Origin of the sequence: Rathayibacter sp. AY2B9, assembly GCF_002931595.1 — a bacterium.
In the GTDB taxonomy this organism is placed as follows: domain Bacteria; phylum Actinomycetota; class Actinomycetes; order Actinomycetales; family Microbacteriaceae; genus Rathayibacter.
In genome coordinates this window covers 323,111-348,068 of sequence record NZ_PSUB01000001.1, presented here as the reverse complement: position 1 = coordinate 348,068, position 24,958 = coordinate 323,111, and the positions used below count along the sequence as shown (strand labels likewise).

Below are 24,958 nucleotides of genomic sequence, written 5' to 3'. Positions count from 1 at the left end.
GGTGCCCTGCAGGGACGCGCCCGGCCCGGGGATCCTCGGATCCCACGGGCCGGACGCACGGCGAGCCCGTCAGGCGAGCTCGTTCGACTCCAGCATCTCGGTGACCAGAGCGGCGATCGCCGAGCGCTCGGAGCGGGTCAGCGTGACGTGCGCGAACAGCGGGTGGCCCTTCAGCGTCTCGATCACGGAGGCGACCCCGTCGTGCCGGCCGACCCGGAGGTTGTCGCGCTGCGCCACGTCGTGGGTCAGCACCACCCGGGAGTTCTGCCCGACCCGCGAGAGCACCGTGAGCAGGACGTTCCGCTCCAGCGACTGCGCCTCGTCGACGATCACGAACGCGTCGTGCAGCGAGCGCCCGCGGATGTGCGTGAGCGGCAGCACCTCGAGCATCCCGCGCTCGATCACCTCGTCGAGCACGTTCTGCGACACCAGCGCCCCGAGCGTGTCGAAGACCGCCTGCGCCCAGGGGTTCATCTTCTCGGCCGCGTCGCCGGGCAGGAAGCCGAGGTCCTGGCCGCCCACCGCGTAGAGCGGCCGGAAGACCATGATCTTCTTGTGCTGGCGCTTCTCCAGCACCGCCTCCAGGCCCGCGCAGAGCGCCAGCGCCGACTTGCCGGTGCCGGCCCGGCCGCCGAGCGAGACGATGCCGACCTCCGGGTCGAGCAGCAGGTCGATCGCGAGCCGCTGCTCCGCCGACCGCCCGTGCAGGCCGAACACGTCCTTGTCGCCGCGGACCAGCGTGATCTGCCGCTTGCCGGTGACCCTCGCGAGAGCGGAGCCGCGGTCGGAGTGGACGACGAGCCCGGTGTTGACCGGGATGTCGGCCACGACGTCCGTGAAGAGCCGCTCGCGGTCGTAGAGCTCGCTCATCGCGTCGCCGCCGAGCGTCACGTCGTCCATGCCGGTCCAACCGGACTCGGGGGCCTGCTCGGCCAGGTACTCCTCCGCGGCGAGGCCGATGGAGGCGGCCTTCACGCGCATCGGCATGTCCTTGGACACGACGGTGACCGCGGCGCCCTCGCTCTGCAGGTTGAGCGCGACGGCGAGGATCCTCGCGTCGTTGTCGCCCATCTGGAGTCCGCTCGGCAGCACCGACATGTTCGAGTGGTTGAGCTCGACGCGGAGCGTGCCGCCGCGGCCGACGGCGATGGGGAAGTCGAGGCGCTCGTGCTGCACGCGCAGCTCGTCGAGGCGGCGCAGGGCCTGTCGGGCGAAGTAGCCGATCTCGGGATCGTTGCGCTTGCCCTCGAGCTCGCTGATGACCACGATCGGCAGCACGACGGCGTGCTCCGCGAACCGGAACATCGAGGAGGGATCCGACAGCAGCACCGAGGTGTCCAGGACGTAGGTGCGGAGGAGCTGATCGGCCGGATCCGAGGAGCCGTGCTGGACACGGCGGTGGACGCCGCCCTGCGTCCCGGTCTGCGGATCCATGCCCTGGGGAACTGTCACGACGACTCTCCACACTCCGGGGGCCGGAGCCCCCGGCTCATGTCCTCGAGCCGGCCTCATCGGTGCGTGTCGTGCACCGCGCAGTGTCCCTTCGGCGTCTGCGCGATGTCGAGCCGTACTTCTGTGGCCGTCTCGACCAGGCGCTGTACCTGATGACTCGAACCTAACCCGGCGAATGACATCCGTGTGCTTCTCACCGCTACGAATGTGTAACCAGTGTGTGAACGCGCGGAATCCGGCCTAGTAGTCGATGCTCGTGGCCGACGAGATCAGGGCGGCGCGGAGCAGCGCGAGGGTCTCGTCGGTGGTGCCGGCGTGCGCGCTGAAGCGGACGGTGCTCGGACGCAGGCGTGCGGTGACGCCGTGCGCTTCGAGGGAGGCTGCCAGCGGGGCCAGCTCCTCCGGCTCCGGCTCGACGACCACGATGCCGGCGCGCTCGTGCTCGCCGCGGGAGCCCACGACCGCCAGTCCGAACTCGTCCGCGAGGTCGACGATCGCGCTGACCCGCTCCGCCACGAGTGCGGCGATCGTCGACTGCCCGACTGCGGCGACCTCCTCCAGCGCCGACGCGAGCCGGGCCTGGGCGATCGGGTCCGGGTTGCTGATGCTGAAGGCGCGGGCGTCGCCGCGCGGCGGAGCCACCTCGTCCCACGGCTCCGCCTGCTCCGATCCCGTCCAGCCGGAGAGCACCGGGGTCAGCCGCGACAGCGCCCGCTCGCTGAGCGCGAGGAAGCCCGTCCCCCAGCCGGCGCGGAGCCACTTCTGGCCGCCGGTGACGACCACGTCCGCCAGCTCGTAGGGCGCGTCGACGACGCCGAAGCCCTGGATCGCGTCGAGGACGAGCATCCGGTCGCCGATCACGTCGCGGATCGCCGCGACGTCCGCGAGGTAGCCGGTGCGGGAGTCGACCAGGCTCACCGCGACGGTCGTCACGTCGTCCGTGAGCTGCTCGCGGACCGCCTCCGGCGTCACCCGTCCCTGCTCGGTCCGCAGCCAGCGGGGCTCCACCGAGCCGAGAGCCTGCGCCGAGCGCACCGCCGCGAACGGCAGGCTCGGGAACTCCGCGGCCGACAGCAGCACCGCGCCCGAGGCGCCGAACAGCGCGTGCAGGAGGCCGGTCGAGGTGTTGGGCTGGAAGACGACGCTGTCGGCGGGGACGCGCACGAGCGCCGCCGCCGCCTCCCGGACGCGCTCGTCCTGCCGGAACAGCTCGTCGAGGGTGCCGCTGCGCGCGCGCACCAGCAGCTCGACGGCCGCCTCCTGCTCGGCGGCGACGGTCGCCGAGAGCGGGCCCACCCGGCCGAAGTCGAGGTACCCGGTCTCCTCGCCGAAGCCGGCGAGGTAGTCCTCGGTCGTGGTGGAGGTGGCCTCGTTCGAGCTCATGCCGGCCCTTCCGGTCGGTGGTGCGGCAGGAGCCGCGAGGTCAGCTGCCGAAGCGGCGGTGCCGTCCGGCGTAGTCGCGGAGCGCGCGGAGGAAGTCGACCTCGCGGATGTCGGGGCCGAGCGCCTCCATGAAGTAGAACTCGCTGTGCGCGCTCTGCCAGAGCATGAAGTCGGAGAGGCGCTGCTCCCCCGAGGTGCGGATGACCAGATCGGGGTCGGGCTGCCCGCTGGTGTACAGGTGCTCGCCGATGAGCTCCGGGGTCAGCAGGCCCGCGACGTCCTCGATGGAGGAGCCGCGCTTGCCGTGCTCCTCCAGGATGCTCCGCACGGCCTGGGCGATCTCGTGCCGCCCGCCGTAGCCGACCGCGAGGTTGACGTGCAGGCCCGTGTGGGAGGCGGTGCGCGCCTCCGCCGTGTCGAGCGCGGCCACGAGCGAGGGCGGGAGGCCCTCGTCGGAGCCGACGTGCTGCACGCGCCAGTCGGGCTGCTGCGAGACCTCCTCGGCGAGGTCGGCGATGATCGCGATCAGCTCGGTCAGCTCGCTGCTGTCGCGGCCGACGAGGTTGTCCTGCGAGAGCAGGTAGAGGGTGACGTGGCGCACGCCGAGCTCGTCGCACCACTGCAGGAACTCGTGCACCTTGGCGGCGCCGGCCCGGTGGCCGTGCGCGGCGGTCTCGAGGGCCCGCTGCCGCGCCCAGCGCCGGTTGCCGTCGATGATCATCGCGACGTGGTTCGGCAGGGAGTCGGGAGGAAGGCTCGAGCGGAGGCGCTTCTTGTAGACGCCGTAGAGGAGGTCCCTTCCCACAGGCAGTCTCGGCTTCGGCACAGTGACACGGTAGTCGACCCGGGGCGCTCCTCGAAGCCCGGCGGCGCTCGGCGTCGGCCCGGGACGGCGTCGTAGTCTGTCCGGCATGAGCCAGCGGCCGACGCCTCCCCCGTCCGATCCCCGCGCCCGCACCGTCCGCGGCGGAGACGCCGTCGGAGCGGACGGCCCGGACCTGCCCGCCCTCCCCCTCGTCGAGGACGCGATCGAGCACGACTCCTCGGCGGAGGTCCGGCCCACCTGGCGCGGCTGGATCCACGCCGGCCTCTTCCCGCTCGCGATCGTCGCCGGAGTGGTGCTGATCGTGGTCGCGGAGGGGACCGCGGCGAAGTGGGCGGCCGCGGTGTTCGCGACCACGTCGCTCCTGCTCTTCGGCAACTCCGCTCTGTACCACCGCTTCGACTGGAAGCCGCGGACGAAGATGATCCTCAAGCGGATCGACCACGCCAACATCTTCCTGCTGATCGCCGGCACCTACACGCCGCTGGCCGTGCTCGCCCTGCCGCCCGCGCAGGGCACGCTCCTGCTGGTCCTGGTCTGGGCGGGGGCGCTGCTCGGGATCGGCTTCCGCGTCTTCTGGATCGGCGCGCCGCGCTGGCTCTACGTGCCGCTCTACCTGCTGCTGGGCTGGGCGGCCGTGATGTACCTCGGTCCGCTCTTCGAGGCCAGCGCGACGATGATGGTGCTCGTCCTCGTCGGCGGTCTCTGCTACTCCGCGGGCGCCGTCATCTACGGGATCAAGAAGCCCAACCCGGTCCCGGGCGTCTTCGGCTTCCACGAGATCTTCCACGCGCTCACTGCCGTGGCGTTCCTCTGCCACTGGACGGCGGCGCTGATCGTCTCGCTCCACCCCGCGTACAACGCCTAGCGGGGCCGGGGCCCACCGCTGCGGGCCGGGCTCAGCCCTCGCTGCGCTCCGCCTCCTCGGCGTCGAGCCGCTCCTTCACCTGGGCTGTGTAGGTGGTCCGCCGCACGCGCCGGACCATGTCGAGCGCGAGGAGGACGGCGGCCAGAGCGATCACGAGCATCGTGATGAATCCGAAGAGGCCCGGCGTGACCGTGTCCTCGTTGAACTCGGGGCCGGGGGTCGGCACCGTCGTGGAGGCGAGGACGACGGCGCGCTGGGCGCCCTCGAGCAGCGCGGCGATCACGCGCGCACCTCGTCGGCGACGACGACGCCGGAGCCGTCGGGCTCCGGGGACACCGGGGCGTCCCCCGAGGGCTCGGGGTCGGAAGCGATCGGCGGGACGACCGCGGTCGGGCCCGGGGCGAGCTCGGCCAGGTCGAGACCGGCGAAGAGATCCGTCTCGGGCGTCGGCGCGTCGACCCGGCTCTCGACGAGCTGGAAGTCGTCGGTCGGCCAGGCGGCGTCGATCGCCTCGTGCGGGAGGAAGAAGAAGGCGTTGTCCGGAGCGACCTGGCTGGCGTGGGCCAGCAGGGCCGCATCGCGCCGATCGTGGAAGCCGGAGATCACGACCCGCGTGGTCGCGAGATACGGGGTGTCCTCGTTCCAGCGCTTCATCTCCTCGAAGACCGACAGGCGCGGGTCCTCCGGGTCGATCGAGCGCAGGTGCTCGGCGATCGCCCGCAGCTTCTGGCCGCTGAAGACGCGGTCGTAGTACAGCTTCGAGACCGACCACGGAGCGCCCGTGTCCCGGTACTCCTCGGCGAGGCCCGCCGCGCGGTAGGCCTCGACGGCGACCTGATGGGCGCGGATGTGGTCGGGGTGCGGGTAGCCGCCGTTCTCGTCGTAGCTGATGATCACGTGCGGCCGGAACCGGCGGACCAGGCGCACGAGCGGAGCGGCGGCCGTGGCGAGCGGCAGACCCGCGAACGACGCGGCGTCGACCTTCCCGTCCTCGGGCATGCCGGAGTCGACGAAGCCGAGCCAGGCGTGCTCGACGCCGAGCGCCTCGCGAGCGGCCGCCATCTCGTACCGGCGGAGGCCGCCGATGTCGCGCTCGGCGTGCGCGCGGGCCTCGAGGCCCTCGTTCAGCACGGAGCCGGCCTCGCCTCCGGTGCAGGAGACCACCATGACCTCGGCGCCCCGCGAGGCGTAGGCGGCCAGCGTCGCCGCGCCCTTGCTCGACTCGTCGTCAGGATGGGCGTGCACGGCGAGAAGGCGCGGAGTGTCCCGCACCTCCGAATCGACGGAGACCTCGACGGCCTGGGACACGATCGCTCGATTCCTCGGGGTTTAATGGGATCGGCGCTCCCGTCCGCGAAGGACGCGCGCCACCCGTCCAGAGTAGACGCATCACCCAGGGAGTTCCGTGGCCGCCCGCACGTCCGAGAGCGTCGAGGGAGCCGCCGCGCCCGCGCTCGATCCGGACGCCGTCCGCGCCGCCGGACCCCTCGCCACCCGCTACGGCCGCACGACGCGCACCCGCCGCGGGAACCGCTGGCTCTTCGGCGGTGTCGCGCTCGCCTTCGTCGCCGTCTTCGCCGCCTGGGTCGTCTGGGCCGGACTCGACGGAGCACGCGGCGGGGTGGACGTCCAGGACACCGCGCACCAGGTCGTGGACGACCGCACCGTCACCGTCTCCTTCGACCTCACCGCGCCCGTCGGCCGCGAGGTCGCCTGCGCGGTCCAGGCCCTCAACGAGCAGTCCGCCGTGGTCGGCTGGCTGGTCGTGGAGTACCCCGCCTCGACGGAGCGCTTCCGCTCCTACACGGAGACCGTCCGCACCACCGAGCTCGCGAACACAGGTTTGATCTCCTCCTGCTGGCTCCCGTAGGCTTGCCCGAAGCCCTGACGGACTCGTCGGGGCCTCGCCATTCCCACCGCCGCCTGACGCCGGCCGTCCCCACCGCCGGACGCGGACACCTCCGCACGGTGCTGTCGGGCGCCGCGAGCGCGGCCCGCAGAGCAGGAGCCCACCATGGCCGACCAGTCACAGGTGACCTGGATGACCCAGGAGTCGTACGACCGCCTCGAGGCGGAGCTCACCGAGCTGTCCACCAACGGACGCGAGGAGATCGCCAAGCGCATCGAGGTCGCCCGCGAGGAGGGCGACCTGAAGGAGAACGGCGGCTACCACGCCGCGAAGGACGAGCAGGGCAAGATCGAGGCCCGCATCCGCCAGCTGACCTCCCTCCTCCGCGAAGCCGAGATCGGCACGCCCCCCGAGAGCCACGGAGTCGTCGAGGCCGGCACCATCATCACCGCCGAGATCGCCGGCGACGAGTCCCGCTTCCTCCTCGGCAACCGCGAGATGGCGGGCGAGAGCGACCTCGACGTCTACAGCCCCCAGAGCCCCCTCGGATCGGCGATCATGGGCCTGAACGTCGGCGACACCGCCCGCTTCACGGCACCCAACGGGCGGGAGATCGAGGTCCGCGTCGCCAACGTCGAGACCTGGTCCGGCCACTGATCGCACGTCGCGGCGCTCTCCGCGGCGTTGTCGTCGGGCGCGATACCGCCGGTACCGCTTCCTCCTCCGCCTTGCGGAGAACGCCGCGACGCACGATCAGCCCTCTCCAGACGGGGGGCGCCGGCTTCGCGGCGACAGCGTCGGGCGCGATACCGCCGGTATCGCTTCCTCCTCCGCCTTGCGGAGAACGCCGCGACGCACGATCAGCCCTCTCCAGACGGGGGGCGCCGGCTTCGCGGCGACAGCGTAGGGCGCGATAACGCCGGTACCGCTTCCTCCTCCGCCTTGCGGAGAACGCCGCGACGCACGATCAGCCCTCTCCGAACGGGAGCGCCGCGCAGGCTTCGCGGCGACGGCGAGGGCGCGAGATCGCCGGTACCGGCTTTGTCCTCCGCTCTGCGGAGAACACCGCGGCGCCCTCAAGCGGTCAGTTGCGGGAGATGCGGGGGGCGTAGCCGGCGTCGGTGAGGACCTGGATGACGCGGTCGGCGTGCTCGGGGCCGCGGGTCTCGACGCTGATCTCGATCTCGACCTCGCTGATCTGCAGGCCCCGGCCGTGCCGGGTGTGAAGCACCTCGACCACGTTCGCGTTCGCCTCCGAGATGAGCTCCGCGATGCGCGACAACTGCCCCGGACGATCCGGCAGCCCGATGCTCATCTTGAGGTAGCGCTCCGACGCGGCCAGGCCCCGGCTGATCACCCGCTCCATCATCAGCGGATCGATGTTGCCGCCCGACAGGATGACCGCGGTCGCTCCGGCGTCGCGGATCTTCCCCGTCAGGATCGCCGCGATGCCCACCGCGCCCGCGGGCTCCACCACGAGCTTCGCCCGCTCCAGCAGCACCAGCAGAGCCCGGGCGATGTCGTCGTCCTCGACGGTGACGACCTCGTCCACCATCTCGCGGACGATCGCGAAGTTCAGCTGCCCCGGCTTCGCCACGGCGATGCCGTCGGCGATCGTCGGAGAGATCGTGATCGCGGTCGGCTCGCCGCTCGCGAGCGAGAGGGGGTACGGCGCCGCGTTGGCCGCCTGCACGCCGATGACGCGGAGCGTGCGTCCCTCCTCGGCCGCCTTCTGCTTGGCCGCCGATGCGACCCCGGCGATGAGGCCGCCGCCGCCGATGGGCACCACGATGGTCTCGACGGCGGGGGCCTGCTCGAGGATCTCGAGGCCGACCGTGCCCTGCCCGGTGATCACGTCGGGGTGGTCGTAGGGAGGAACGAAGACCGCGCCGGTGCGCTCGGCGAACTCCGCCGCCGCCGCGAGCGCCTCGTTGAAGATGTGCCCGCTCAGCACCACGTCCGCGCCGTAGTCACGGGTGGCCGCGAGCTTGGGCAGCGCGACGCCGATCGGCATGAAGATCGTGGCCTTGATCCCCAGCTCCCGTGCCGCGTAGGCGACGCCCTGCGCGTGGTTGCCGGCCGAGGCCGCCACGACTCCGCGGGCCCGCTCCTCCGGGGTGAGCCGCGACATCCGGAACACCGCTCCGCGGATCTTGTAGGAGCCGGTGCGCTGGAGGTTCTCGCACTTGAGGAACACGGGCGAGCCGAGGACCTGCGCGAGGAAGGTGCTCGTCTCCATGGGGGTGGCGGCGATGACGGGGGCGAGGACGGCGCGGGCCGCCTCGAACTCGTGGAGGGCGGGTCCGACGACGCGGCTAGTCTGCATGCTCTGCGGCAACTCTCTCGGGGGTTCGGGTCGGCGAGCGCCAGGCTCCGCTCGCGACGTACTTGACCATGACGTTGAGCGTGGCCACGACGGGCACCGCGAAGAAGGCGCCGGCGATGCCGCCGATGATCGAGCCTCCTGCCACCGCGAGCACGACGGCCAGCGGGTGGACCTTGACCGCCGACCCCATGATCAGCGGCTGGAGGATGTGGCCCTCGAGCTGCTGCACCGCGAGGACGACGATCAGCAGGAAGAGCGCGATCAGCGGTCCGTTGTAGACCAGCGCGATGAAGACGGCCAGCGCCCCGGTCACCACGGCGCCGATGACCGGCACGAAGGAGCCGAGGAAGACGAGCACGCCGATCGGGATGGCCAGCGGGACGCCGAGGAGGAAGGAGCCGAGGCCGATGCCGACCGCGTCGACGAAGGCGACCAGGATCTGCACCTTCACGAAGTTGGTCAGCGTCACCCACCCTGCGCGACCGGCGCCGTCGACGGCTCCGCGGGCGCGGCGCGGGAAGAGGCGGACGACCCAGCTCCAGATGTTCGGCCCGTCGATGAGGATGAACAGCGTCGAGAAGAGGGTGAGCAGCACGCCCGTCAGCAGGTGGCCGACGGTCGAGCCGACGCTGAGCGCGCCGCTGACCAGCATCCCCGAGTCCTGCTGCAGGGCCGTGAGCGCCTGCTGCGCGTACTGGTTGATGTCGGTCTCGGTGAGGTGGAGCGGCGACTCGAGGAGGAAGGCCTTGAAGTCGTCGTAGGACTGCACCGTCTGCCGGCTGAGATCGTCGAAGCCGGAGTAGACCTGGGTGACGACGAGGAAGAGGAGCCCGCCGATCACCACGACGATCCCCAGCTCCGCCAGGACGACGGCGGCCCACTTGGGCCAGCGGTGGCGCTGGAGGAAGCTCGAGAACGGCACGAGCAGGGCGGCGATCACGATCGCGAGCAGGAGCGGGATGACGATCAGCCGCAGCTCGATGACGAGCAGCACCAGCACCGCGAGCGCCGCGACCACGACGAGGACGCGCCAGGCCCAGGCGCCGGCGATGCGCATCCCGTCGCTCACGAAGGCCGAATCGGCGACGGGAGCGGGCCGGGAGGGGGCGGCCGGGGCGACGGGCGCGGCGGGCTGGACGGCGCGCGGGCCGGAGGTGCGGCGGGACCTGCCGAGTCTCATCTGCCCAGACTAGGCCCCGGCGCATACCCCGCGCGGTATCCCCGGGGAGTGCTCATGCGGCGGCGCCGACCGCCGCCTGCTCCGGTGCCGGACCGACCGCGACCGGGCGCCGCGCGGGCAGCACGCCGACCCGCTCCCCCGGCTCGAGGCGGTGCCCCGACGCGTGCTGGACGGTGACCTCCTCGCCCGTCGACAGCCGGACTGTCGAGCGCCGCACCGGCCCCAGGAAGCTCGAGGCGAGGACGACTCCGGGCAGGGAGTCGGGAGCGCCGTCGGCCACGACGGCGAGGTCCTCGGGGCGGAGGAACACCGACACGGGACCGTCGGCCGCCGCCGCGTCGACGAGCGGCAGGCGCACGCCGAGCGCGAGGACGGATCCCGACGAGACCGTCCCCGCGACCACCGTCGAGAGGCCGACGAAGCGGGCCGTGAAGGCGGTCGCCGGGCGCGCGTAGAGGTCCTCCGGTGCACCCAGCTGCTCGATCCGCCCGGCGTTCATCACCGCGACGCGGTCGGCGACGGCGAGCGCCTCCTCCTGGTCGTGCGTGACGAAGAACGTGGTGATGCCGATCTCGGACTGCAGGCGCTTGATCTCGTCGCGCAGCTGGACGCGGACCTTCGCGTCCAGTGCCGACAGGGGCTCGTCCAGCAGCAGCACCCGCGGCCGCGTGACGAGGGCGCGCGCGAGCGCCACCCGCTGCTGCTGGCCGCCGGAGAGCTCGTGCGCGTAGCGGTCGCCGAGGGCGCCGAGGCCCACGACCTCCAGCGCCTCCCCCGCGGCCGCTCGGCGCTCGCGCGCCCCGACTCCCCGGGTGCGCAACCCGAACTCGACGTTCTCGCGCGCCCGCAGGTGCGGGAAGAGCGAGTACGACTGGAAGACCATGCCCATGTCGCGCTTCGCGACGGGGACGTGGGCGACGTCCTCCTCGTCGACGAGGATCCGCCCCGCGTCGATCCGCTCGAGACCGCTGAGGGCGCGCAGGGCTGTGGTCTTGCCGCAGCCGGAGGGGCCGAGCAGCGCGATGAACTCACCCGGGGCCACGTCGAACGAGACGCCGTCGAGCGCTCGCGCGGAGCCGTAGTGCCGCTCCACGTCGACGAAGCGCACGCGGGCGCCGGGGAGGGTGGGAGCGGTCACGAGGAGCCTTTCGAGGAGCGCGCCCGACCCGTCGGCAGGCCGATCCGCGCGAGGCGGCCGATCCCGAGCAGGAGGGCGAAGGCGAAGAGGAGGGAGAGCAGCGAGAAGATCACGGCGACGTAGGCGTCGGACTTCGACACCTGCACCAGGCCGGTCTGGAGGGTGGTGCGGCTGAGGAGCGAGGCGATCGTGTACTCGCCGAGAACGACTGCGACGGTGATCAGCGCGGCCGCGACCAGGCCCCGGCGCAGGTTCGGCAGGAGGACCCTCCCGAGCACCGCGAGCGGGCCCGCGCCGAGTGAGCGGGCCGCCTCCGAGAGCGTCACGGCGTCGAGACCGGCGAGGTCCGCCGCCACGGCGCGGTAGGCGTAGGGCAGGACCAGCACCCCGTAGGCGAGAGCGAGCGTCCACGTCGCGGAGCCGGCAAGCTCGGTGACCACGGAGTAGACCGGCGCGAGGCCGACGACGAGGACGATGGCGGGCACGGTCAGCGGGAGCAGGCAGACCAGCTCCAGACCCCGGCGCAGGCGCGGGAGCCGGATCTCGACGAGCAGCATCGTCGGCACCAGCAGGACCAGGACGATGAGGGCGGTGACGACGGCGAGGACCAGCGAGTTTCCGATCCCCTGGAACAGCGAGCGGTAGGCGCGCTCGTTCTCCGGGTCGAGGATCGCCGTCCAGTGCGAGAGGTCGTGGCCGCCGGCGCCGCGGAGCGTGAACTCCGCCATCGCGACGATCGGGACGGCGAACACCAGCCCGGTGATCACGAGCACCGCCCCGGACAGGAGCCGCGCGGGCCTCATCGCTGCCACCGCCGGGCCCGGCGCTGCAGCAGCGCGTACCCGGACATCAGGACCACCATCACCGCGAGCATCCCGAGCGCGAGGGCGCCCGCGAGGTTCTCACGGCCCAGCACCGTCTCGCTGACCAGCGCGGCGCGGATCTGCAGCGGGACGATCTGCGCGCCCTGGCTGATCAGCGCCGCCGCGGTGGCGAAGGAGGAGAACGCGTTCGCGAACAGCAGCAGCACGCAGCCGAGGAACGACGGCGCCAGCACCGGGAGGGCGACGTGCAGCCAGTAGCCGAGCCGGCCCCCGCCGAGCACCGCGTTCGCCTCGGCCCACTCCGGGCGCAGACCCTCGAGCGCGGGCAGGAACGTGAGCACCATCAGGGGCACCTGGAAGTAGAGGTAGGGCAGGACGAGCCCGGGAAGCTGGTAGAGCCACACGCCGTCGGCGTAGAGGTCGACGCCCGCTCCCGCGAGGAGGGTGGTCACCAGCCCCTGCACGCCGATCGTCGCGATGAAGGCGAACGCGAGCATCACGCCGCCGAACTGCGCGAGGACGCTCGCCGCTGCATCGACGACGGTCCGGAGCGCCCCGCGCGGATCGGAGCCGAGCAGGGCCAGGCACACGACCGCGCCCAGTATCGCGCCGACGACGGCGGTGACGGCCGAGAGCCCGAGCGACGCGCCGAAGGCGGACAGCACGACGGGATCCCCGAGCGCCAGCACGTTCGCCGTGGTGAAGCGGCCGTCTCCGTCCGTGAATCCGGTCGCCACCGCGAGGACCGTGGGGACGGCCAGGAACAGCAGGACGTAGAGCGCGAAGGGGGCGACGCCCAGCACGGCCGGGGTGCCGCGCCGTCCCCGGAGCGCGGACGCCCCGGAGACGGCCTCGGCGGGAGCGGTGGTCACTGGATCGCCGCGGCCCACTTCTCGGCGAGGAGCGACGAGGCCGCCTCGGTCTGCTCCTCCGTGAACTGGACGAGGTCGGAGGGAGCGGCGCCGACGGCGTCGAGCGCGTCCTGGTCGACCGTGCCGGCCTCGGTCATCGCGGCCAGGCGCACCGGGTAGGCGCCGGCGGCGAGGTAGAGGTTCTGCGCGGCGTCGGAGTAGAGGTACTCCTGCCAGAGCCGCGCGGCCGCGGGGTGCGGAGCGTCGGCGTTGACCGCCTGGTTGTAGTAGCTGCCGACGGCGGAGCCCGGGAGGACGGTCGTCGTCCACTCGCGGGTGCCCTCGTTCGCCTTCCCGGCGGCGAGGTTGTTGTAGCTCCAGTCGAAGACGACCGGGGTCTCGCCCGAGGCGATGGTGGCGTCGGTCGGGTCCAGCGGCAGGAAGTTGCCGGCGTCGTTCAGCTTCTCGAAGAAGTCGATCCCCGCCTGGACGTCGTCGGCGGAGCCGCCGGACTGGAGAGCCGCGAGCTGCACTGCGGCCGCGGCGGCTCCCGCCTGGGTCGGGTCGCCGTTGATCGCGACCGAGCCGCGGTAGTCGGCGCCGAGGAGGTCCTCGAGCGACGTGGGCGCAGGCACCGCGTCCGCGTCGAACCCGATCGACATCAGGCCGGTGTAGTCGTTGACCCAGAGGCCCGACTCCTCCTTGTTCCCCTCGGGGATGTCGTCCCAGGACTCGACCTTGTACGGCGCGAACATGTCCGTGTTCGCCAGAGCGACGGCCGGCCCCAGGTCGAACACGTCGGGAGCGGTGTCCTGCCCGGCGAGGTTCTCCGCCGTGCTGATCTCCTCCGCGGAGGAGACGTCGGGGTCGGCGGAGTTCACGGTGATGCCGTACTCGTCCTCGAAGCCGCTGATCAGCTCGCCGTAGTTCGCCCAGGTGTCGGGCAGGGCGATGACGTTGAGCTCGCCCTCGGCCTTCGCAGCCTCGACCAGGGCGTCCAGCCCGCCGAGGTCCGCGGCGGACGTGGCGGACGCCGCGTCCGTGCCGCCGCCGTCGGACGAGGCGGTGGCGCCGCCGGAGCAGGCCGAGAGCGTGAAGACGAGGGCGGTGCCGGCGGCGGCGACCGCGGCGGTGCGCGACAGGCGCTGAATGGTCAAGGGTCCTCCAGGAGTCGGGTGGGCCGCCCCGGTGGGACGGCCTCGGGAACGGTAGGAGCGCCGCGAGACGGCGAGGGAGCGCGGCGGTGAATGCCGGGCGAACGCCGGGGGCCGAATCGGGGACGGCGATGTCGGGGGCGTTCGCTAGCGTGGGCGGACCATGACCGAGCAGCTCTCCCCCGCGCTCGCGCGCCGCATCGCCCTGGCGGCGCAGGGGTTCGGCGTCCCCCGTCCCTCCCGGGTCGACGCGCGCCGGGTGCGCGCCGCCGTGGACCGGATCCGCCCGCTCCAGCTCGACTCGGTGAACGTCTTCGAGCGGAGCCACTACCTGCCGCTGCTCGCGCGGCTCGGCCCGTACGATCGCTCCCTCCTCGACGCCGCGGCCTTCTCCCCCGACGGCCCCTACGTCGAGTACTGGGCCCACGAGGCCGCCCTCGTCCGCCGCGAGGACCTCCCGCTCTACCGCTGGCGGATGGAGCACTACCGCCGGGTCCGCCTGCCCGAGCACGAGGGCTGGGCCCACGAGAACCGCGCCACCCTCGACTGGCTCCGCGCCGCGCTCGCCGACGGTCCCCTCCGCGCCTCCGAGATCGAGCACCAGGCCAACGTCCGCACGGGCCCCTGGTGGGGCTGGTCCGACATCAAGCGCGGCCTCGAGGTCCTGTTCCGCTGGGGCGAGGTGGTGACGGCGGGGCGCACGCGCTTCGAGCGCTCCTACGGTCTCGCCGAGCGGCTCCTCCCGAGCGCGGTGCTCGACGCCGACGTGCCCCTCCCCGACGCCGTCCGCGAGCTCGTGCGCCGGGCGGCCCGGGCCCACGGGATCGGCACCCTCGGCGACCTGGCCGACTACCACCGGCTGCTCCAGTCCCCCACGCGCGTCGCGATCGACGAGCTGGTCGAGGCGGGCGAGCTCGAGCGCGTCGAGGTGCGCGGCTGGGAGCGGGGCGGGCGGCCCGTTCCGCTCTGGCGGCACGTCGACGCCCGACGCCCCCGCACGCTCCGGGCGGACGCGCTCCTCTCGCCGTTCGACCCCGTGGTCTGGCACCGGCCGAGGGCCGAGCTGTTCTTCGGCTTCCACTACCGGATCGAGATCTACACCCCGGCCGAGCAGCGGGTCCACGGCTACTACGTCCTCCCCGTGCTCCTCGACGACGTGATCGCTGCACGGGTCGACCTCAAGAGCGAGCGCAAGCGCCGGGTCCTCCTCGTGCAGGCCGCCTGGCTCGAGCCGGGGGCCCCGGCCGACACGCCGGAGCGGCTCGCCGCGCTGCTGGTCGAGGCGGCGGCCTGGCAGGGCCTCGACGTCGTCGAGGTCGTCGGTCGCGGCGACCTCGCGGCCGCCCTCGCCGCAGCACTGCGGAGGATCGCGTGAGCGGGCCCGGCGGCGTCCTGGCGCTGGCGCTCTCGGAGCGCTGCGTCGCCCGTCTGCTCGAGCGCGGAAGCGTCGTCGGAGTCGGCACGGGCGAGCTCGCCCACGCGGCCGGCGTCTCCCTCCGGACCTTCCACCGGTACCTCGGCGGGAAGGAGGACTGCGTGCGCCCGGTGCTCGCCGCCGCGATCGCCGCGATGGGACGCGCCTTGCTCGAGCGCCCGGCCGCCGAGCCGCTGAACGCGGCGCTCGGTCACGCCTTCGCCGCGGCGGCCTCCGGTCCCCAGCTCGACCGCACCCTCCGGCTGATCCCCCTGCTCACCGAGACCTCGGCGATGCGCGCCGTCTGGGCGCAGTCGCTGCACGACGGCGAGGAGGCGCTGACGCCGTTCCTCGCGGAGCGGATGGGGCTCGGCCGCACGTCCCCGCACCGGGCGGCCGTCCTGGCCACCGTCGTCCTCGCCCTGGTCCGGCGGGCGCTGGTCGACGCGGCGGCGAGCGGCATCGACCCGGCGCCGGTCTTCGCCGAGTACCTGACGACCGTCGACGGCGGTCCGCTCGCGGCTCCGACCGGATGACGTTCCGTCCGGCGCGGTGACGCGTGCCCCGCTGCCCGGGGTGAGATCCGGGCGGGCGGCGATCGGCGACGGGGCGGCCGCCGGATCGGCCTGCTAGAAGCGCGAGCCCATCTCGGAGAGGCGGGCGACGCGGTCCGCGATCGGCGGGTGGGTCGCGAAGAGGCGCGCGACCACTCCCGGCTTCGACGGGTCGGCGATCCAGAGGTGCGCCATCGAGCTGTTCTGCCGCTGCATCGGCCGGCCCGCGGACTCGAGCTTGAGCAGGGCGCGGGCGAGGGCGTCGGGGTGGCGGGTCGTCAGCGCACCGGTGGCGTCGGCGAGGTACTCGCGCTGACGGGAGATCGAGAGCTGCACGACCGAGGCGACGATCGGCGCGAGGACCATCGACACCAGCCCGACGATCAGGAGCGCCGGGTTGCCCCCGCCGTTGCCGTTGCCGCCCCGCCCGAAGAAGGCCAGGCGGAGGAAGGCGTCCGAGAGGAAGCCCACCGCGACGACGAGACCGAAGACGATCATCGAGACGCGGATGTCGTAGTTGCGGACGTGGCCCAGCTCGTGGGCCATCACGCCCTCCAGCTCGGCGTCGTCCATGATCGCGAGCAGGCCCGTCGTCGCAGCCACGACGGCGTGCTCGGGGTCACGGCCGGTCGCGAACGCGTTCGGCGCCGGGTCGTCGATCAGGTACACCTTCGGCATCGGCGTGCCCGTCGCGATCGAGAGGTTCTCGACGATGCGGTAGAGCCTCGGCTCGTCCGCCTTCTCCACCGCCACGCCGCCGCTGAGCGCGACCGCCTGGCGAGCGGCGAAGAAGTACTGGAAGAACGCGTAAGCGGCGGCGATCACGAGCACCACCACGACGATCGCCGTGCTGCGGTAGACCGCTGCCGCCAGGGCGCCCAGGCCGCCGATGATCACCAGGAACAGGACGAGGATCAGGACCGTGTTGCGCTTGTTGCGGGCGATCGCGCTGTACACGGCGGCTGCCTAGAACTGGACGCGCGGGGGCTCCGAGATCGCGGCGAGATCGCCGACCTCGAAGAACTCGCGCTCCGAGAAGCCGAGCCGGCGCGAGAAGAGCGTGTTCGGGAAGACCTTCACCTTGGTGTTCATCTCGCGCACGCCGCCGTTGTAGAAGCGCCGGGCCGACTGGATCTTGTCCTCGGTGTCGACCAGCTCGCCCTGCAGCTGGAGGAAGTTCTGGCTCGCCTGCAGCTGGGGGTACGCCTCCGCGACCGCGAAGATCGACTTCAGCGCGCTCTGCATGTGGTCCTCGGCGACCGACGCCTCCGCCGGGCCCTGGGCCTGGAGCGTCTCGGCGCGAGCCTGCGTCACCGACTCGAAGACCTGGCGCTCGTGCGAGGCGTAGCCCTTCACGGAGTCGATCACGTTGGGGATCAGATCCGCGCGGCGCTTCAGCTGAACGGTGATGTCGCTCCACGCCTCGTCCACGCGGACGTTGAGGGTGACCAGCGAGTTGTACGTCGCCCAGAGGTAGACCCCGAGGATGACGACGAGCGCGACGACGACGATGAGCGGGACGAGCCATTCCATGCCGTCCAGTGTAGGGACGGCGCGCTCCCCGCCACCTGTCGATGAGGCGCATTCGCAGGGGCGGGTCGGCCCTACTTGAGGGTCTTCTGCAGCAGGACGGTGCTGAGCCAGCGCTCGAACTTGAAGCCGACGCGGCCCATCCGGCCGACCTCGACGAATCCGAACTGCGCGTGCATCGCCAGCGACGCCTCCGCGCCCTTGTCGGCGATGACGGCCATGATCTGACGGATCCCCACGGCCTTCGCGCGCTCGAGGAGCTCGGCCATCAGCGCCCGGCCGAGGCCCTTGCCGGTGGAGGCCGCCCGCAGGTAGATCGAGTTCTCCACGGTGAAGCGGTACGCCCGCTTGGAGGACCACGGCGACACCATCGCGTAGCCGAGGATCTGGCCCGACGGCGAGACCGCCACGATGAAGGGCAGCCCGAGCTTCTGGTTGCGGGAGAACTTCGTGCGCCACTCCTTCAGCGTCGAGTCGTCCTCGTCGAAGGTCACCACCGTGTTGCGCACGTAGTGGTTGTAGATCTCGCGGATGTCCGGGAGGTCGGCGTCGCGGGCGTCGCGGATCTCGAACGAGAAGCCGGGCTCGGGAGGCGGCGCCTTCCGCAGGTGCGGCGGCAGGACGCGCCGGCTCTCGTACTCTTCCTCAAGCATCCGGCTCCCCTTCGGCTCCGCCCATCGATCCGGGCCAGCGTAGCCGCCCCGCGGGCGAGCGCCCGGTCACGCGAGAGCGCTCCAGTCGACCGGCTCCGCGCCGCGCTCCTCCAGGAGGGCGTTGGCGCGGCTGAACGGCCGGGAGCCGAAGAAGCCGCGCGAGGCCGACAGCGGGCTGGGGTGCGCGCTCTCGATCACTCCGGCCTCCCCCAGCATCGGGCGGAGCGACGCGGCGTCGCGGCCCCAGAGGATCGCGACGAGAGGCGATTCCCGGGCGGCCAGCGTGCGGATCGCGTGCTCGGCGACCGCCTCCCAGCCCTTCCCGCGGTGCGAGGCGGGAGAGCCGGGGGCGACGGTGAGGACCCGGTTGAGCAGCATCACGCCGCTCGAGGTCCAGCCGCTGAGGTCGCCGTGCTCGGGCGGCTCGACGCCGAGGTCGTCCCGGAGCTCGCGGTGGATGTTCTGCAGGCTCCTCGGCAGCGGGCGCACGTGGCGCTCGACCGCGAAGGACAGCCCGATCGGGTGCCCGGGCGTCGGGTACGGGTCCTGTCCGACGATGAGGACGCGCACGTCCGCGAGCGGTGCGGCGAAGGCGCGGAGCACGTCGCGGCCCGCGGGGAGGTAGGGCCGGCCGGCCGCGACCTCGCCGCGGAGGAAGTCGCCCATCGCGGCGATGTCCCCGGCGACGGGGGCGAGCGCCTCCGCCCAGCCCCTGTCGATCAGTCCCGAGGCCGCGAGCTCCGCGAGGTCCACCCGGTCAGCCCGCCGCGAGCGTCGCGACGACGACTCCGGCGTCGCTGCCGCTCACGCGCCACACCGAGCCGGCGCCGCCGACGCGGAGCGCGCCGGTCCCGACGATCAGCACGGTGGACTCGTCGAGCGCGACGCCGCCGTCGACCAGGCCCGCCTCGACGGCCGCGACCAGGCGGCCGAGGGTCCCCCACTGCGCCGCATGCACGTCGACCGTCACGTCGATGAGGCCGATGCCCTCGAGCACCGTGACCTCGTCGAGCTCCTCCGCCGCACCCTCCGGGACGACGGCGACGCCGCCGATCCGGTGGCCGCCGACGAGGGCGCGATCGGCCGCGACGGCGGCTCCCGCCGAGTAGCCGGCGTACGGCACCCCGGAGGAGACGAGATCGCGCAGCCGCGGGAAGCAGGCCTCGAGCGCGTCGCGGTAGGCCGGGGTCAGGCCTCCGCCGACGAAGATCCCGTCGACGTCGTCGAAGACCGCGGGATCGATCCGGCCGCCCTCCGGCTTCATCACGGCGAACGCGTCGAGCGGGCCGACCGTCGCGAGCAGTGCCGCGTAGCCGGCGTAGGCCTCGGGGCCCAGCCCGTCGTGGACGACGACGATCGCGATGCGCGGGCCCTCGATCCGGCCGGCGTCGACCGCGTGGGCGCGCGCCTCCGCGAGGAACGCCCCGTACAGCTGCTGGTCGTGCTCGACGCCGCCTCCGCCGCCGATCAGGTGGACGCTCACTCGTCGTCCTCGGCGAGGGCTCCGTCCACCGGGGGCAGAGCCGACCAGGGGAAGACGATCCAGCGCGGGGTGCGGCGCCAGAAGAAATCGGGCTCGAGCACCGTGCGCGGCTTCGTGTAGAGGGTCACGGTGCGCACCTCGGCACCCATCGCGCGGATGAGCTTCACCGAGAGGGCGAGGGTGTGGCCGGAGTCGGAGACGTCGTCGACCAGGAGGATGCGCTTGCCGCGCACGGACGCCTCGTCGAGCAGCGGCGGCAGCACCACGGGCTCCGCCAGGCGCGCCTCGACGCCGGTGTAGAACTCGACGTTCAGCGCGCCGCAGCTCTTGATGCCGAGCGCGTAGGCCACGGCGCCCGCGAGGAGCAGACCGCCGCGCGCGATGGCGACGACCAGCTCCGGCCGGTAGCCCGACGCGACCACGTCGTCGGCCAGGTGCCGAGCGGCGTCGCCGAACTCGAGCCAGCCGAGCACCTCCTTCTCCGTGGCGGCGAGGAGGGCGGCGGAGTCGTCGGCGTCGGAAACCATGAGGGACAGGCTAGGCCGTCGCGGGCCTCCGCGTCACATCGGTCAGGCGCGCGGGGCCAGGGGTCCCTTCGCGACCTTGTGCGGGGCCGCCTGCGCGACCGGCTTGATGGTCACCAGGTCGAGGTTGACGTGGGCGGGGAGCTCCACCGAGGAGACGATCGCAGCGGCGACGTCCTCCGCGACGAGCGGGTCGGGGACCTCGGCGTAGACCGCGTCGGCGCGCTCCCGGTCGCCGCCGAAGCGGACCAGCGAGAACTCGTCCGTGTGCACCATCCCCGGCGCGATCTCGATCACGCGGATCGGCTCGCCGGCCAGCTCGAGCCGCAGCACGGCGACCAGCGCGTGCGCGGCGTGCTTGGCGGCGTTGTACCCGCCTCCGCCCTCGTATGCGACGTGGCCGGCGATCGAGGTGACGGTCACGATGTCCGCGGAGGTGCCGCTCCCCCGGATCCCGGCCCGCAGCAGCGGGAGCAGCGCGCTGGTCACGAGCTTCACCGAGAGCACGTTGATCTCGAACATGCGGCGCCAGTCCTCGGGGTCGGACTTCTCGACCGAGTCGAGTCCGAGCGCACCGCCCGCGTTGTTCACGAGCGCGTGCACGGGCCCGGAGGAGGCGAGGTGGTCGCGCAGAGCGTCGACCTGGGCGGCGTCGGTGAGGTCGGCGGCGAAGTACCCGGCGCCGGTCTCGGCGGCGAGCGCCTCCAGCCGGTCGCGCCGGCGCGCGACGGCGACGACCTCCCAGCCGTGCTCGCGGAACAGGCGGACCGTGGCCGCCCCGATCCCTGAACTCGCTCCTGTCACGACAACGCGTCGATCCACGCCCGTCCCCTTCCGTCAAGCCTCGGACACCCTCGACTCCGTCGTCGCAGCCCAACGCTAGTCTGGCCGCGTGCCGCCCGCCGACCCGGTTCCCGCGACCGCCGGGACAGCCGTCACCCCGAAGCGCCGCGTTCCCCTCTGGGACAACGCGCGCTTCGTCTGCGTGACCCTCGTCGTGATCGGGCACGGCGTCCAGCGGCTGACGGCCAACTCCGACACCTCGCTCATCGTCTACCTGACGATCTACGCCTTCCACATGCCGGCGTTCGCGATCATCTCGGGCTACTTCTCCAAGAGCGGCGCCCCGAGCGGGCGCGCGATGCGGCGGGTGCTGACCGACATCCTCCTGCCCTACCTGATCATGGAGACGATCTGGACCCTGGTGCAGTTCCTGGTCGAGGGGAAGCAGGAGTTCAACCCGACGAAGCCGAGCTGGACGCTGTGGTTCCTGCTCGCGCTGGGCATCTTCCGCCTCGTCCTCCCCTACCTGGCGCTGCTGCGCTGGCCGCTGCTGATCAGCGTGGTGCTCGCGGTCGGGGTCAGCTACTACGACAACATCGACTCGACCTTCTCGCTCGCACGCGCGATCGGGATCCTGCCGTTCTTCGTGTTCGGCTGGCGCCTGCGCGGCTTCGCCCCCGGCGGCCGCTCCGCCGTCGACCGCTGGCTCGATCAGCCGCCGTCGCGGGTCCTCCTCGCCCGGATCCTCGCCGTCGTCCTCTTCGCGGTCACAGCGGTCGTCATGACCGTCAACATCGAGGCGTTCCGAGCGGCGGACCTGCGCTACTGGTTCTTCTACGACCGCCCCTACGACGCCCTCGGCGAGACCCAGTGGTGGGCCGGGCTGGTGCGGCTGGCCCTGATGGCCGGAGCGGTCGTGCTCTCGCTCGCGCTCTTCGCGCTGGTTCCGCGCCGCCGCACCCCGTTTACCGCCTGGGGGCAGTCGACGATGTACGTCTACCTCCTCCACAGCTTCGTCCTCTATCCGCTGCGGGAGTCCGGGATCCTCTCGCAGACGGAGAGCACGCTCGCCCTCGTGCTGATGATCGTGTTCTGCATCGCGGTCTCGGTCGCGCTCTCACTGGGCTGGACCCGCACCGTCTTCCACCGGCTGGTCGAGCCCCGCGCGGCCTGGCTCTTCGCCCCGGCGGCCGACGAGAGGCCTCCGCGCCCGGACCGCGCAGACCCCACGGGCGCCAAGCGCGACCGGCAGCCCGAGCGGCGCTGACGGCCGTTACCCCGTGTGTCGGCGGTCCTGGCCGCCCGGCGGGCCCCCGCGTACGCTCGTCGCGACGGAGAACGGCCCCGTCCCCGACCCCGACGATCCGATGGGAAGCACCATGACCGACTCCGACCAGTGGCAGTTCGAGACCAAGCAGATCCACTCGGGCGCCGCGCCGGACCCGGTGACCAAGGCCCGCGCGACGCCGATCTACCAGACCACCTCCTACGTCTTCGACAACGCGGAGCACGCCCAGAACCTGTTCGCGCTGGCCGAGTTCGGGAACATCTACACCCGCATCCAGAACCCGACCCAGGCGGTCGTGGAGGAGCGGCTCACCGCCCTCGAGGGCGGCTCCGGCGCCCTGCTGCTCGCCTCGGGCCAGGCCGCCGAGACCGCGGCCGTGCTGAACATCGCCCAGGCCGGCGACCACATCGTCTCGTCGTCCTCGATCTACGGCGGCACCTACAACCTCTTCAAGTACACCCTCGCCAAGCTCGGCATCGAGACGACCTTCGTCGAGAACCAGGACGACCGCGAGGAGTGGCGCCGCGCCGTCCGCCCGAACACGAAGCTGTTCTTCGCCGAGACCGTCGGCAACCCCAAGATCAACATCCTCGACATCCGCACCGTGGCCGATGTCGCGCACGACGCCGGCGTGCCCCTGATCGTCGACAACACCATCGCGACGCCCTACCTGATCCGCCCCTTCGAGCACGGCGCGGACATCATCGTGCACTCGGCGACGAAGTTCCTCGGCGGCCACGGCACGGTCATCGGCGGAGCGATCGTCGACGGCGGCCGCTTCTCGTGGACCGCGAACGCCGAGCGCTTCCCCGGCCTCACCACGCCGGACGAGTCGTACCACGGCGCCGTCTACACCGCCGCGGTCGGCGACTCCCTCGCCTACATCATCAAGGCCCGCGTGCAGCTGCTGCGCGACCTCGGCGCCTCGATCGCCCCGGCGAGCGCCTGGCAGCTCATCCAGGGCATCGAGACTCTCTCGCTCCGGATCGAGCGCCACGTGCAGAACGCGCAGGAGATCGCGGAGTACCTCGAGAACCACTCCGACATCGCCTCGGTGAACTACTCGGGCCTGCCCACCTCGCCCTGGTACGCCGCGGCCAACCGCTACGCGCCGAAGGGCGTGGGCGCGGTGCTCTCGTTCGAGCTCAAGGGCGGAGTGGACGCCGGCCGGGCCTTCGTCGACTCGCTGGAGCTGTTCTCGCACCTGGCCAACATCGGCGACGTCCGCTCGCTCGTCATCCACCCCGCGTCGACCACGCACTCGCAGCTCTCGCCCGAGCAGCAGCTGACCGCCGGTGTCACTCCGGGCCTGGTGCGCCTGTCGGTGGGACTCGAGAACGTCGACGACCTCCGCGCCGACCTCGACCAGGCCCTCCGCGCCGCGCGCGCCGTCGTCGAGGCCTCCCGCGCGAACGCCTGAGGCCCCTCGGCGCCCTGACGGGGTCCCCGTCCTCGGGGATCGCGTCGGGGCGCTCCGCGCGCGGGCGGACGAGCGCGGGAGCAGGACGTAACAAACGGCTCCGCCCCGCGGCGCTCTGACACGATGGACAGCGCTATGGACTGGCAGCAGACACTCGAGGACACGGTCCCGTCGGCCTTCGTCACCGAGCGCCAGCTCCTCTCGGTCATCGGCAAGCCGCCCGCCACCGGAGCCTGGCGCGACGGCGACCACCCGGGCGGACGCCGCTTCGTCGACCTCGGCCCGTTCGACTTCGAGGCGGGCGGCCGCCTCCCCCACGCCCGCATCGCCTACGAGAGCTGGGGCGCGCTGAACGAGCGCCGCGACAACGCCGTCCTCGTCCTGCACGCGCTGACCGGCGACTCCCACCTGCTCGGCCGCGGCGATCCCGGCCACGCGACGGACGGCTGGTGGTCGGGACTCGTCGGCCCCGGCCTCGTGATCGACACCGACCGCTTCTTCGTGGTCGCCCCGAACATGCTCGGCGGCTGCCAGGGCTCCACCGGGCCCGCGTCCCTCGCCCCCGACGGCCACGAGTGGGGCGCACGGTTCCCGTACACGAGCATCCGCGACCAGGTACGGGCGCAGGTGCAGTTCAGCGACCTGCTCGGCGTCGAGCGCTGGCACACCGTCATCGGCGGCTCGATGGGCGGGATGCAGGCGCTGGAGTGGGGGATCGACCACGCGGAGCGGGTCGCGCGCCTCGCGGTCCTGGCCGCTCCCCCGCGGGCCACGGCCGACCAGATCGCCCTCAACTTCGTGCAGCTCGAGGCGATCCGCAACGACGCGGCCTTCGCGGGCGGCTCCTACTACGACGCGGGCGACGGCCAGGGCCCGTACCACGGCCTCGCGCTCGCCCGCCGGATGGCACTGCTCAACTACCGCAGCCCCTCCGAGCTCAACGACCGCTTCGAGCGCAGCTGGCAGTCGGGGCTCAGCCCGCTCGGCGGCGGCGGCCGCTTCGCCGTGGAGTCGTACCTCGACTTCCACGGCAACAAGTTCACCCGCCGCTTCGACGCGAACAGCTACATCACGCTGGTCGAGGCGATGAACTCGCACGACGTCGGCCGCGGCCGCGGCGGCGAGGCGGCCGCCCTCTCCCGGATCACCAGCCCGACCCTCGTCCTCGGCATCGACAGCGACCGGCTCTTCCCGGTCGAGGGCCAGCGGATCATCGCGGCGCACGCTCCCGGCGCCCTCGACGGCGGAGAGGTCGCGGTGATCACCTCGACGTTCGGCCACGACGGGTTCCTCATCGAGGACGACGCGGTCGGCGCGCACCTCGCCCGGCTGCTGGCGCATCCCGCGACGGCCTGACCCGCCCGACTCCGGCGCGGTTCGACGCCCCGAACCGCGCCGACCGGCCCGGCCAGTGGCTATCGTGAGACGGGGGCCAGCCCCGCGCCACGACCGGAGGGGGCC

26 protein-coding genes are annotated in these 24,958 nt (G+C 72.6%); 8 read left to right on the top strand and 18 right to left on the bottom strand.

All coding sequences use genetic code 11. The annotated features are described in order from the left end of the window. Nucleotides 1-69 precede the first annotated feature (69 nt). The 3 genes from C5C25_RS01695 to C5C25_RS01685 all read right to left on the bottom strand — a co-directional run bounded on the left by C5C25_RS01695 (nt 70) and on the right by C5C25_RS01685 (nt 3,640). Nucleotides 70-1,434, bottom strand: coding sequence for a PhoH family protein (locus C5C25_RS01695; RefSeq protein ID WP_104224423.1), 1,365 nt, complete (start codon nt 1,432-1,434; stop codon nt 70-72). Between the two features lie 258 nt (nt 1,435-1,692). Beyond that, the gene (locus tag C5C25_RS01690) at nt 1,693-2,835 is read right to left on the bottom strand and encodes an aminotransferase class V-fold PLP-dependent enzyme (RefSeq protein WP_104249533.1); all 1,143 of its coding nucleotides are present in this window, start codon (nt 2,833-2,835) and stop codon (nt 1,693-1,695) included. 40 nt (nt 2,836-2,875) lie between these two features. Next, nucleotides 2,876-3,640, bottom strand: a complete 765-nt coding sequence (locus C5C25_RS01685) for an isoprenyl transferase (protein ID WP_279630826.1) — start codon at nt 3,638-3,640, stop codon at nt 2,876-2,878. Between the two features lie 106 nt (nt 3,641-3,746). Here C5C25_RS01685 and C5C25_RS01680 point away from each other — a divergent pair, with 106 nt between their 5' ends. Continuing rightward, nucleotides 3,747-4,526, top strand: a complete 780-nt coding sequence (locus tag C5C25_RS01680; protein WP_104249532.1) for a hemolysin III family protein — start codon at nt 3,747-3,749, stop codon at nt 4,524-4,526. Between the two features lie 31 nt (nt 4,527-4,557). On the opposite strand, the gene C5C25_RS01675 is transcribed toward C5C25_RS01680, so the two are convergent. After that, complete coding sequence (locus C5C25_RS01675; protein ID WP_104224426.1) at nt 4,558-4,809, bottom strand: hypothetical protein; 252 nt, start codon at nt 4,807-4,809, stop codon at nt 4,558-4,560. After that, nucleotides 4,806-5,834, bottom strand: coding sequence for a mycothiol conjugate amidase Mca (gene mca, locus C5C25_RS01670; protein ID WP_258069310.1), 1,029 nt, complete (start codon nt 5,832-5,834; stop codon nt 4,806-4,808). Before mca ends, C5C25_RS01675 begins: the two co-directional genes overlap by 4 nt. Before the next feature lie 97 nt (nt 5,835-5,931). Between mca and C5C25_RS01665 the strand changes: the two genes are divergently transcribed. Together C5C25_RS01665 and greA are read left to right on the top strand one after the other, a co-directional pair. Beyond that, on the top strand, nt 5,932-6,396 hold the full coding sequence (locus C5C25_RS01665) for a DUF4307 domain-containing protein (protein WP_104224427.1): 465 nt from the start codon (nt 5,932-5,934) through the stop codon (nt 6,394-6,396). Nucleotides 6,397-6,540: 144 nt separating this feature from the next. Then, a complete protein-coding gene (gene greA / locus C5C25_RS01660) occupies nt 6,541-7,032 on the top strand; it encodes a transcription elongation factor GreA (RefSeq protein ID WP_104225519.1) in 492 nt (163 codons plus the stop codon). A gap of 427 nt (nt 7,033-7,459) precedes the next feature. Here greA and ilvA read toward each other — a convergent pair whose 3' ends face one another. From ilvA to C5C25_RS01630, 6 genes are read right to left on the bottom strand one after another with little or no spacing between them, the layout of a single operon-like run. Then, nucleotides 7,460-8,701, bottom strand: a complete 1,242-nt coding sequence (ilvA, locus tag C5C25_RS01655; RefSeq protein WP_104224429.1) for a threonine ammonia-lyase — start codon at nt 8,699-8,701, stop codon at nt 7,460-7,462. Then, entirely contained in the window at nt 8,691-9,881 is a 1,191-nt protein-coding gene (locus C5C25_RS01650; RefSeq protein WP_104225517.1) for an AI-2E family transporter, read from the bottom strand. The genes ilvA and C5C25_RS01650 overlap by 11 nt, the downstream gene beginning before the upstream one ends. Nucleotides 9,882-9,933: 52 nt before the next feature. Next, the gene (locus tag C5C25_RS01645; RefSeq protein ID WP_104249531.1) at nt 9,934-11,019 is read right to left on the bottom strand and encodes an ABC transporter ATP-binding protein; all 1,086 of its coding nucleotides are present in this window, start codon (nt 11,017-11,019) and stop codon (nt 9,934-9,936) included. Further along, nucleotides 11,016-11,822: an ABC transporter permease gene (locus C5C25_RS01640; protein WP_104249530.1), complete on the bottom strand. Its 807-nt coding sequence runs from the start codon at nt 11,820-11,822 to the stop codon at nt 11,016-11,018. Before C5C25_RS01640 ends, C5C25_RS01645 begins: the two co-directional genes overlap by 4 nt. Continuing rightward, a complete protein-coding gene (locus C5C25_RS01635; protein ID WP_104249650.1) occupies nt 11,819-12,715 on the bottom strand; it encodes an ABC transporter permease subunit in 897 nt (298 codons plus the stop codon). The genes C5C25_RS01640 and C5C25_RS01635 overlap by 4 nt, the downstream gene beginning before the upstream one ends. Continuing rightward, complete coding sequence (locus tag C5C25_RS01630; protein WP_104249529.1) at nt 12,712-13,851, bottom strand: ABC transporter substrate-binding protein; 1,140 nt, start codon at nt 13,849-13,851, stop codon at nt 12,712-12,714. Before C5C25_RS01630 ends, C5C25_RS01635 begins: the two co-directional genes overlap by 4 nt. A gap of 160 nt (nt 13,852-14,011) precedes the next feature. Between C5C25_RS01630 and C5C25_RS01625 the strand changes: the two genes are divergently transcribed. Together C5C25_RS01625 and C5C25_RS01620 are read left to right on the top strand one after the other, a co-directional pair. Beyond that, nucleotides 14,012-15,223 (top strand): winged helix-turn-helix domain-containing protein, encoded by a 1,212-nt coding sequence (locus C5C25_RS01625; RefSeq protein ID WP_104249528.1) that lies wholly within the window; start codon nt 14,012-14,014, stop codon nt 15,221-15,223. After that, nucleotides 15,220-15,798 carry a TetR/AcrR family transcriptional regulator gene (locus tag C5C25_RS01620; protein ID WP_104249527.1) on the top strand — a complete coding sequence of 193 codons (579 nt, stop codon included), beginning with the start codon at nt 15,220-15,222 and terminating at the stop codon, nt 15,796-15,798. Before C5C25_RS01625 ends, C5C25_RS01620 begins: the two co-directional genes overlap by 4 nt. Before the next feature lie 93 nt (nt 15,799-15,891). Here C5C25_RS01620 and C5C25_RS01615 read toward each other — a convergent pair whose 3' ends face one another. The 7 genes from C5C25_RS01615 to C5C25_RS01585 all read right to left on the bottom strand — a co-directional run bounded on the left by C5C25_RS01615 (nt 15,892) and on the right by C5C25_RS01585 (nt 20,828). After that, nucleotides 15,892-16,773 (bottom strand): M48 family metallopeptidase, encoded by an 882-nt coding sequence (locus C5C25_RS01615; protein WP_104249526.1) that lies wholly within the window; start codon nt 16,771-16,773, stop codon nt 15,892-15,894. A gap of 9 nt (nt 16,774-16,782) precedes the next feature. Then, nucleotides 16,783-17,349 (bottom strand): LemA family protein, encoded by a 567-nt coding sequence (locus tag C5C25_RS01610; RefSeq protein ID WP_104225511.1) that lies wholly within the window; start codon nt 17,347-17,349, stop codon nt 16,783-16,785. Nucleotides 17,350-17,420: 71 nt separating this feature from the next. After that, nucleotides 17,421-17,999: a GNAT family N-acetyltransferase gene (locus C5C25_RS01605; RefSeq protein ID WP_104224438.1), complete on the bottom strand. Its 579-nt coding sequence runs from the start codon at nt 17,997-17,999 to the stop codon at nt 17,421-17,423. A gap of 66 nt (nt 18,000-18,065) precedes the next feature. Beyond that, on the bottom strand, nt 18,066-18,752 hold the full coding sequence (locus tag C5C25_RS01600; protein ID WP_104249525.1) for a uracil-DNA glycosylase: 687 nt from the start codon (nt 18,750-18,752) through the stop codon (nt 18,066-18,068). Between the two features lie 4 nt (nt 18,753-18,756). Continuing rightward, the gene (locus tag C5C25_RS01595; protein WP_104224440.1) at nt 18,757-19,482 is read right to left on the bottom strand and encodes a peptidase S51; all 726 of its coding nucleotides are present in this window, start codon (nt 19,480-19,482) and stop codon (nt 18,757-18,759) included. Beyond that, the gene (locus C5C25_RS01590; RefSeq protein ID WP_104224441.1) at nt 19,479-20,009 is read right to left on the bottom strand and encodes a phosphoribosyltransferase; all 531 of its coding nucleotides are present in this window, start codon (nt 20,007-20,009) and stop codon (nt 19,479-19,481) included. The genes C5C25_RS01595 and C5C25_RS01590 overlap by 4 nt, the downstream gene beginning before the upstream one ends. A 42-nt stretch (nt 20,010-20,051) precedes the next feature. Continuing rightward, complete coding sequence (locus C5C25_RS01585; RefSeq protein WP_258061205.1) at nt 20,052-20,828, bottom strand: SDR family NAD(P)-dependent oxidoreductase; 777 nt, start codon at nt 20,826-20,828, stop codon at nt 20,052-20,054. A gap of 70 nt (nt 20,829-20,898) precedes the next feature. Between C5C25_RS01585 and C5C25_RS01580 the strand changes: the two genes are divergently transcribed. The 3 genes from C5C25_RS01580 to C5C25_RS01570 all read left to right on the top strand — a co-directional run bounded on the left by C5C25_RS01580 (nt 20,899) and on the right by C5C25_RS01570 (nt 24,853). Next, entirely contained in the window at nt 20,899-22,056 is a 1,158-nt protein-coding gene (locus C5C25_RS01580) for an acyltransferase family protein (protein ID WP_104249524.1), read from the top strand. Between the two features lie 112 nt (nt 22,057-22,168). Further along, nucleotides 22,169-23,497, top strand: a complete 1,329-nt coding sequence (locus C5C25_RS01575; RefSeq protein WP_104249523.1) for a bifunctional o-acetylhomoserine/o-acetylserine sulfhydrylase — start codon at nt 22,169-22,171, stop codon at nt 23,495-23,497. 135 nt (nt 23,498-23,632) lie between these two features. Next, nucleotides 23,633-24,853 carry a homoserine O-acetyltransferase gene (locus C5C25_RS01570; protein ID WP_104224444.1) on the top strand — a complete coding sequence of 407 codons (1,221 nt, stop codon included), beginning with the start codon at nt 23,633-23,635 and terminating at the stop codon, nt 24,851-24,853. Nucleotides 24,854-24,958 lie beyond the last annotated feature (105 nt).

Excerpts from the sequence above, each read along its gene's own strand:
- C5C25_RS01695 (WP_104224423.1), bottom strand. The coding sequence starts at position 1,434 with ATGGATCCGCAGACCGGGACGCAGGGCGGCGTCCACCGCCGTGTCCAG.
- C5C25_RS01690 (WP_104249533.1), bottom strand. The coding sequence starts at position 2,835 with ATGAGCTCGAACGAGGCCACCTCCACCACGACCGAGGACTACCTCGCC.
- C5C25_RS01680 (WP_104249532.1), top strand. The coding sequence starts at position 3,747 with ATGAGCCAGCGGCCGACGCCTCCCCCGTCCGATCCCCGCGCCCGCACC.
- greA (WP_104225519.1), top strand. The coding sequence starts at position 6,541 with ATGGCCGACCAGTCACAGGTGACCTGGATGACCCAGGAGTCGTACGAC.
- ilvA (WP_104224429.1), bottom strand. The coding sequence starts at position 8,701 with ATGCAGACTAGCCGCGTCGTCGGACCCGCCCTCCACGAGTTCGAGGCG.
- C5C25_RS01650 (WP_104225517.1), bottom strand. The coding sequence starts at position 9,881 with ATGAGACTCGGCAGGTCCCGCCGCACCTCCGGCCCGCGCGCCGTCCAG.
- C5C25_RS01640 (WP_104249530.1), bottom strand. The coding sequence starts at position 11,822 with ATGAGGCCCGCGCGGCTCCTGTCCGGGGCGGTGCTCGTGATCACCGGG.
- C5C25_RS01625 (WP_104249528.1), top strand. The coding sequence starts at position 14,012 with ATGACCGAGCAGCTCTCCCCCGCGCTCGCGCGCCGCATCGCCCTGGCG.
- C5C25_RS01610 (WP_104225511.1), bottom strand. The coding sequence starts at position 17,349 with ATGGAATGGCTCGTCCCGCTCATCGTCGTCGTCGCGCTCGTCGTCATC.
- C5C25_RS01605 (WP_104224438.1), bottom strand. The coding sequence starts at position 17,999 with ATGCTTGAGGAAGAGTACGAGAGCCGGCGCGTCCTGCCGCCGCACCTG.
- C5C25_RS01590 (WP_104224441.1), bottom strand. The coding sequence starts at position 20,009 with ATGGTTTCCGACGCCGACGACTCCGCCGCCCTCCTCGCCGCCACGGAG.
- C5C25_RS01575 (WP_104249523.1), top strand. The coding sequence starts at position 22,169 with ATGACCGACTCCGACCAGTGGCAGTTCGAGACCAAGCAGATCCACTCG.
- C5C25_RS01570 (WP_104224444.1), top strand. The coding sequence starts at position 23,633 with ATGGACTGGCAGCAGACACTCGAGGACACGGTCCCGTCGGCCTTCGTC.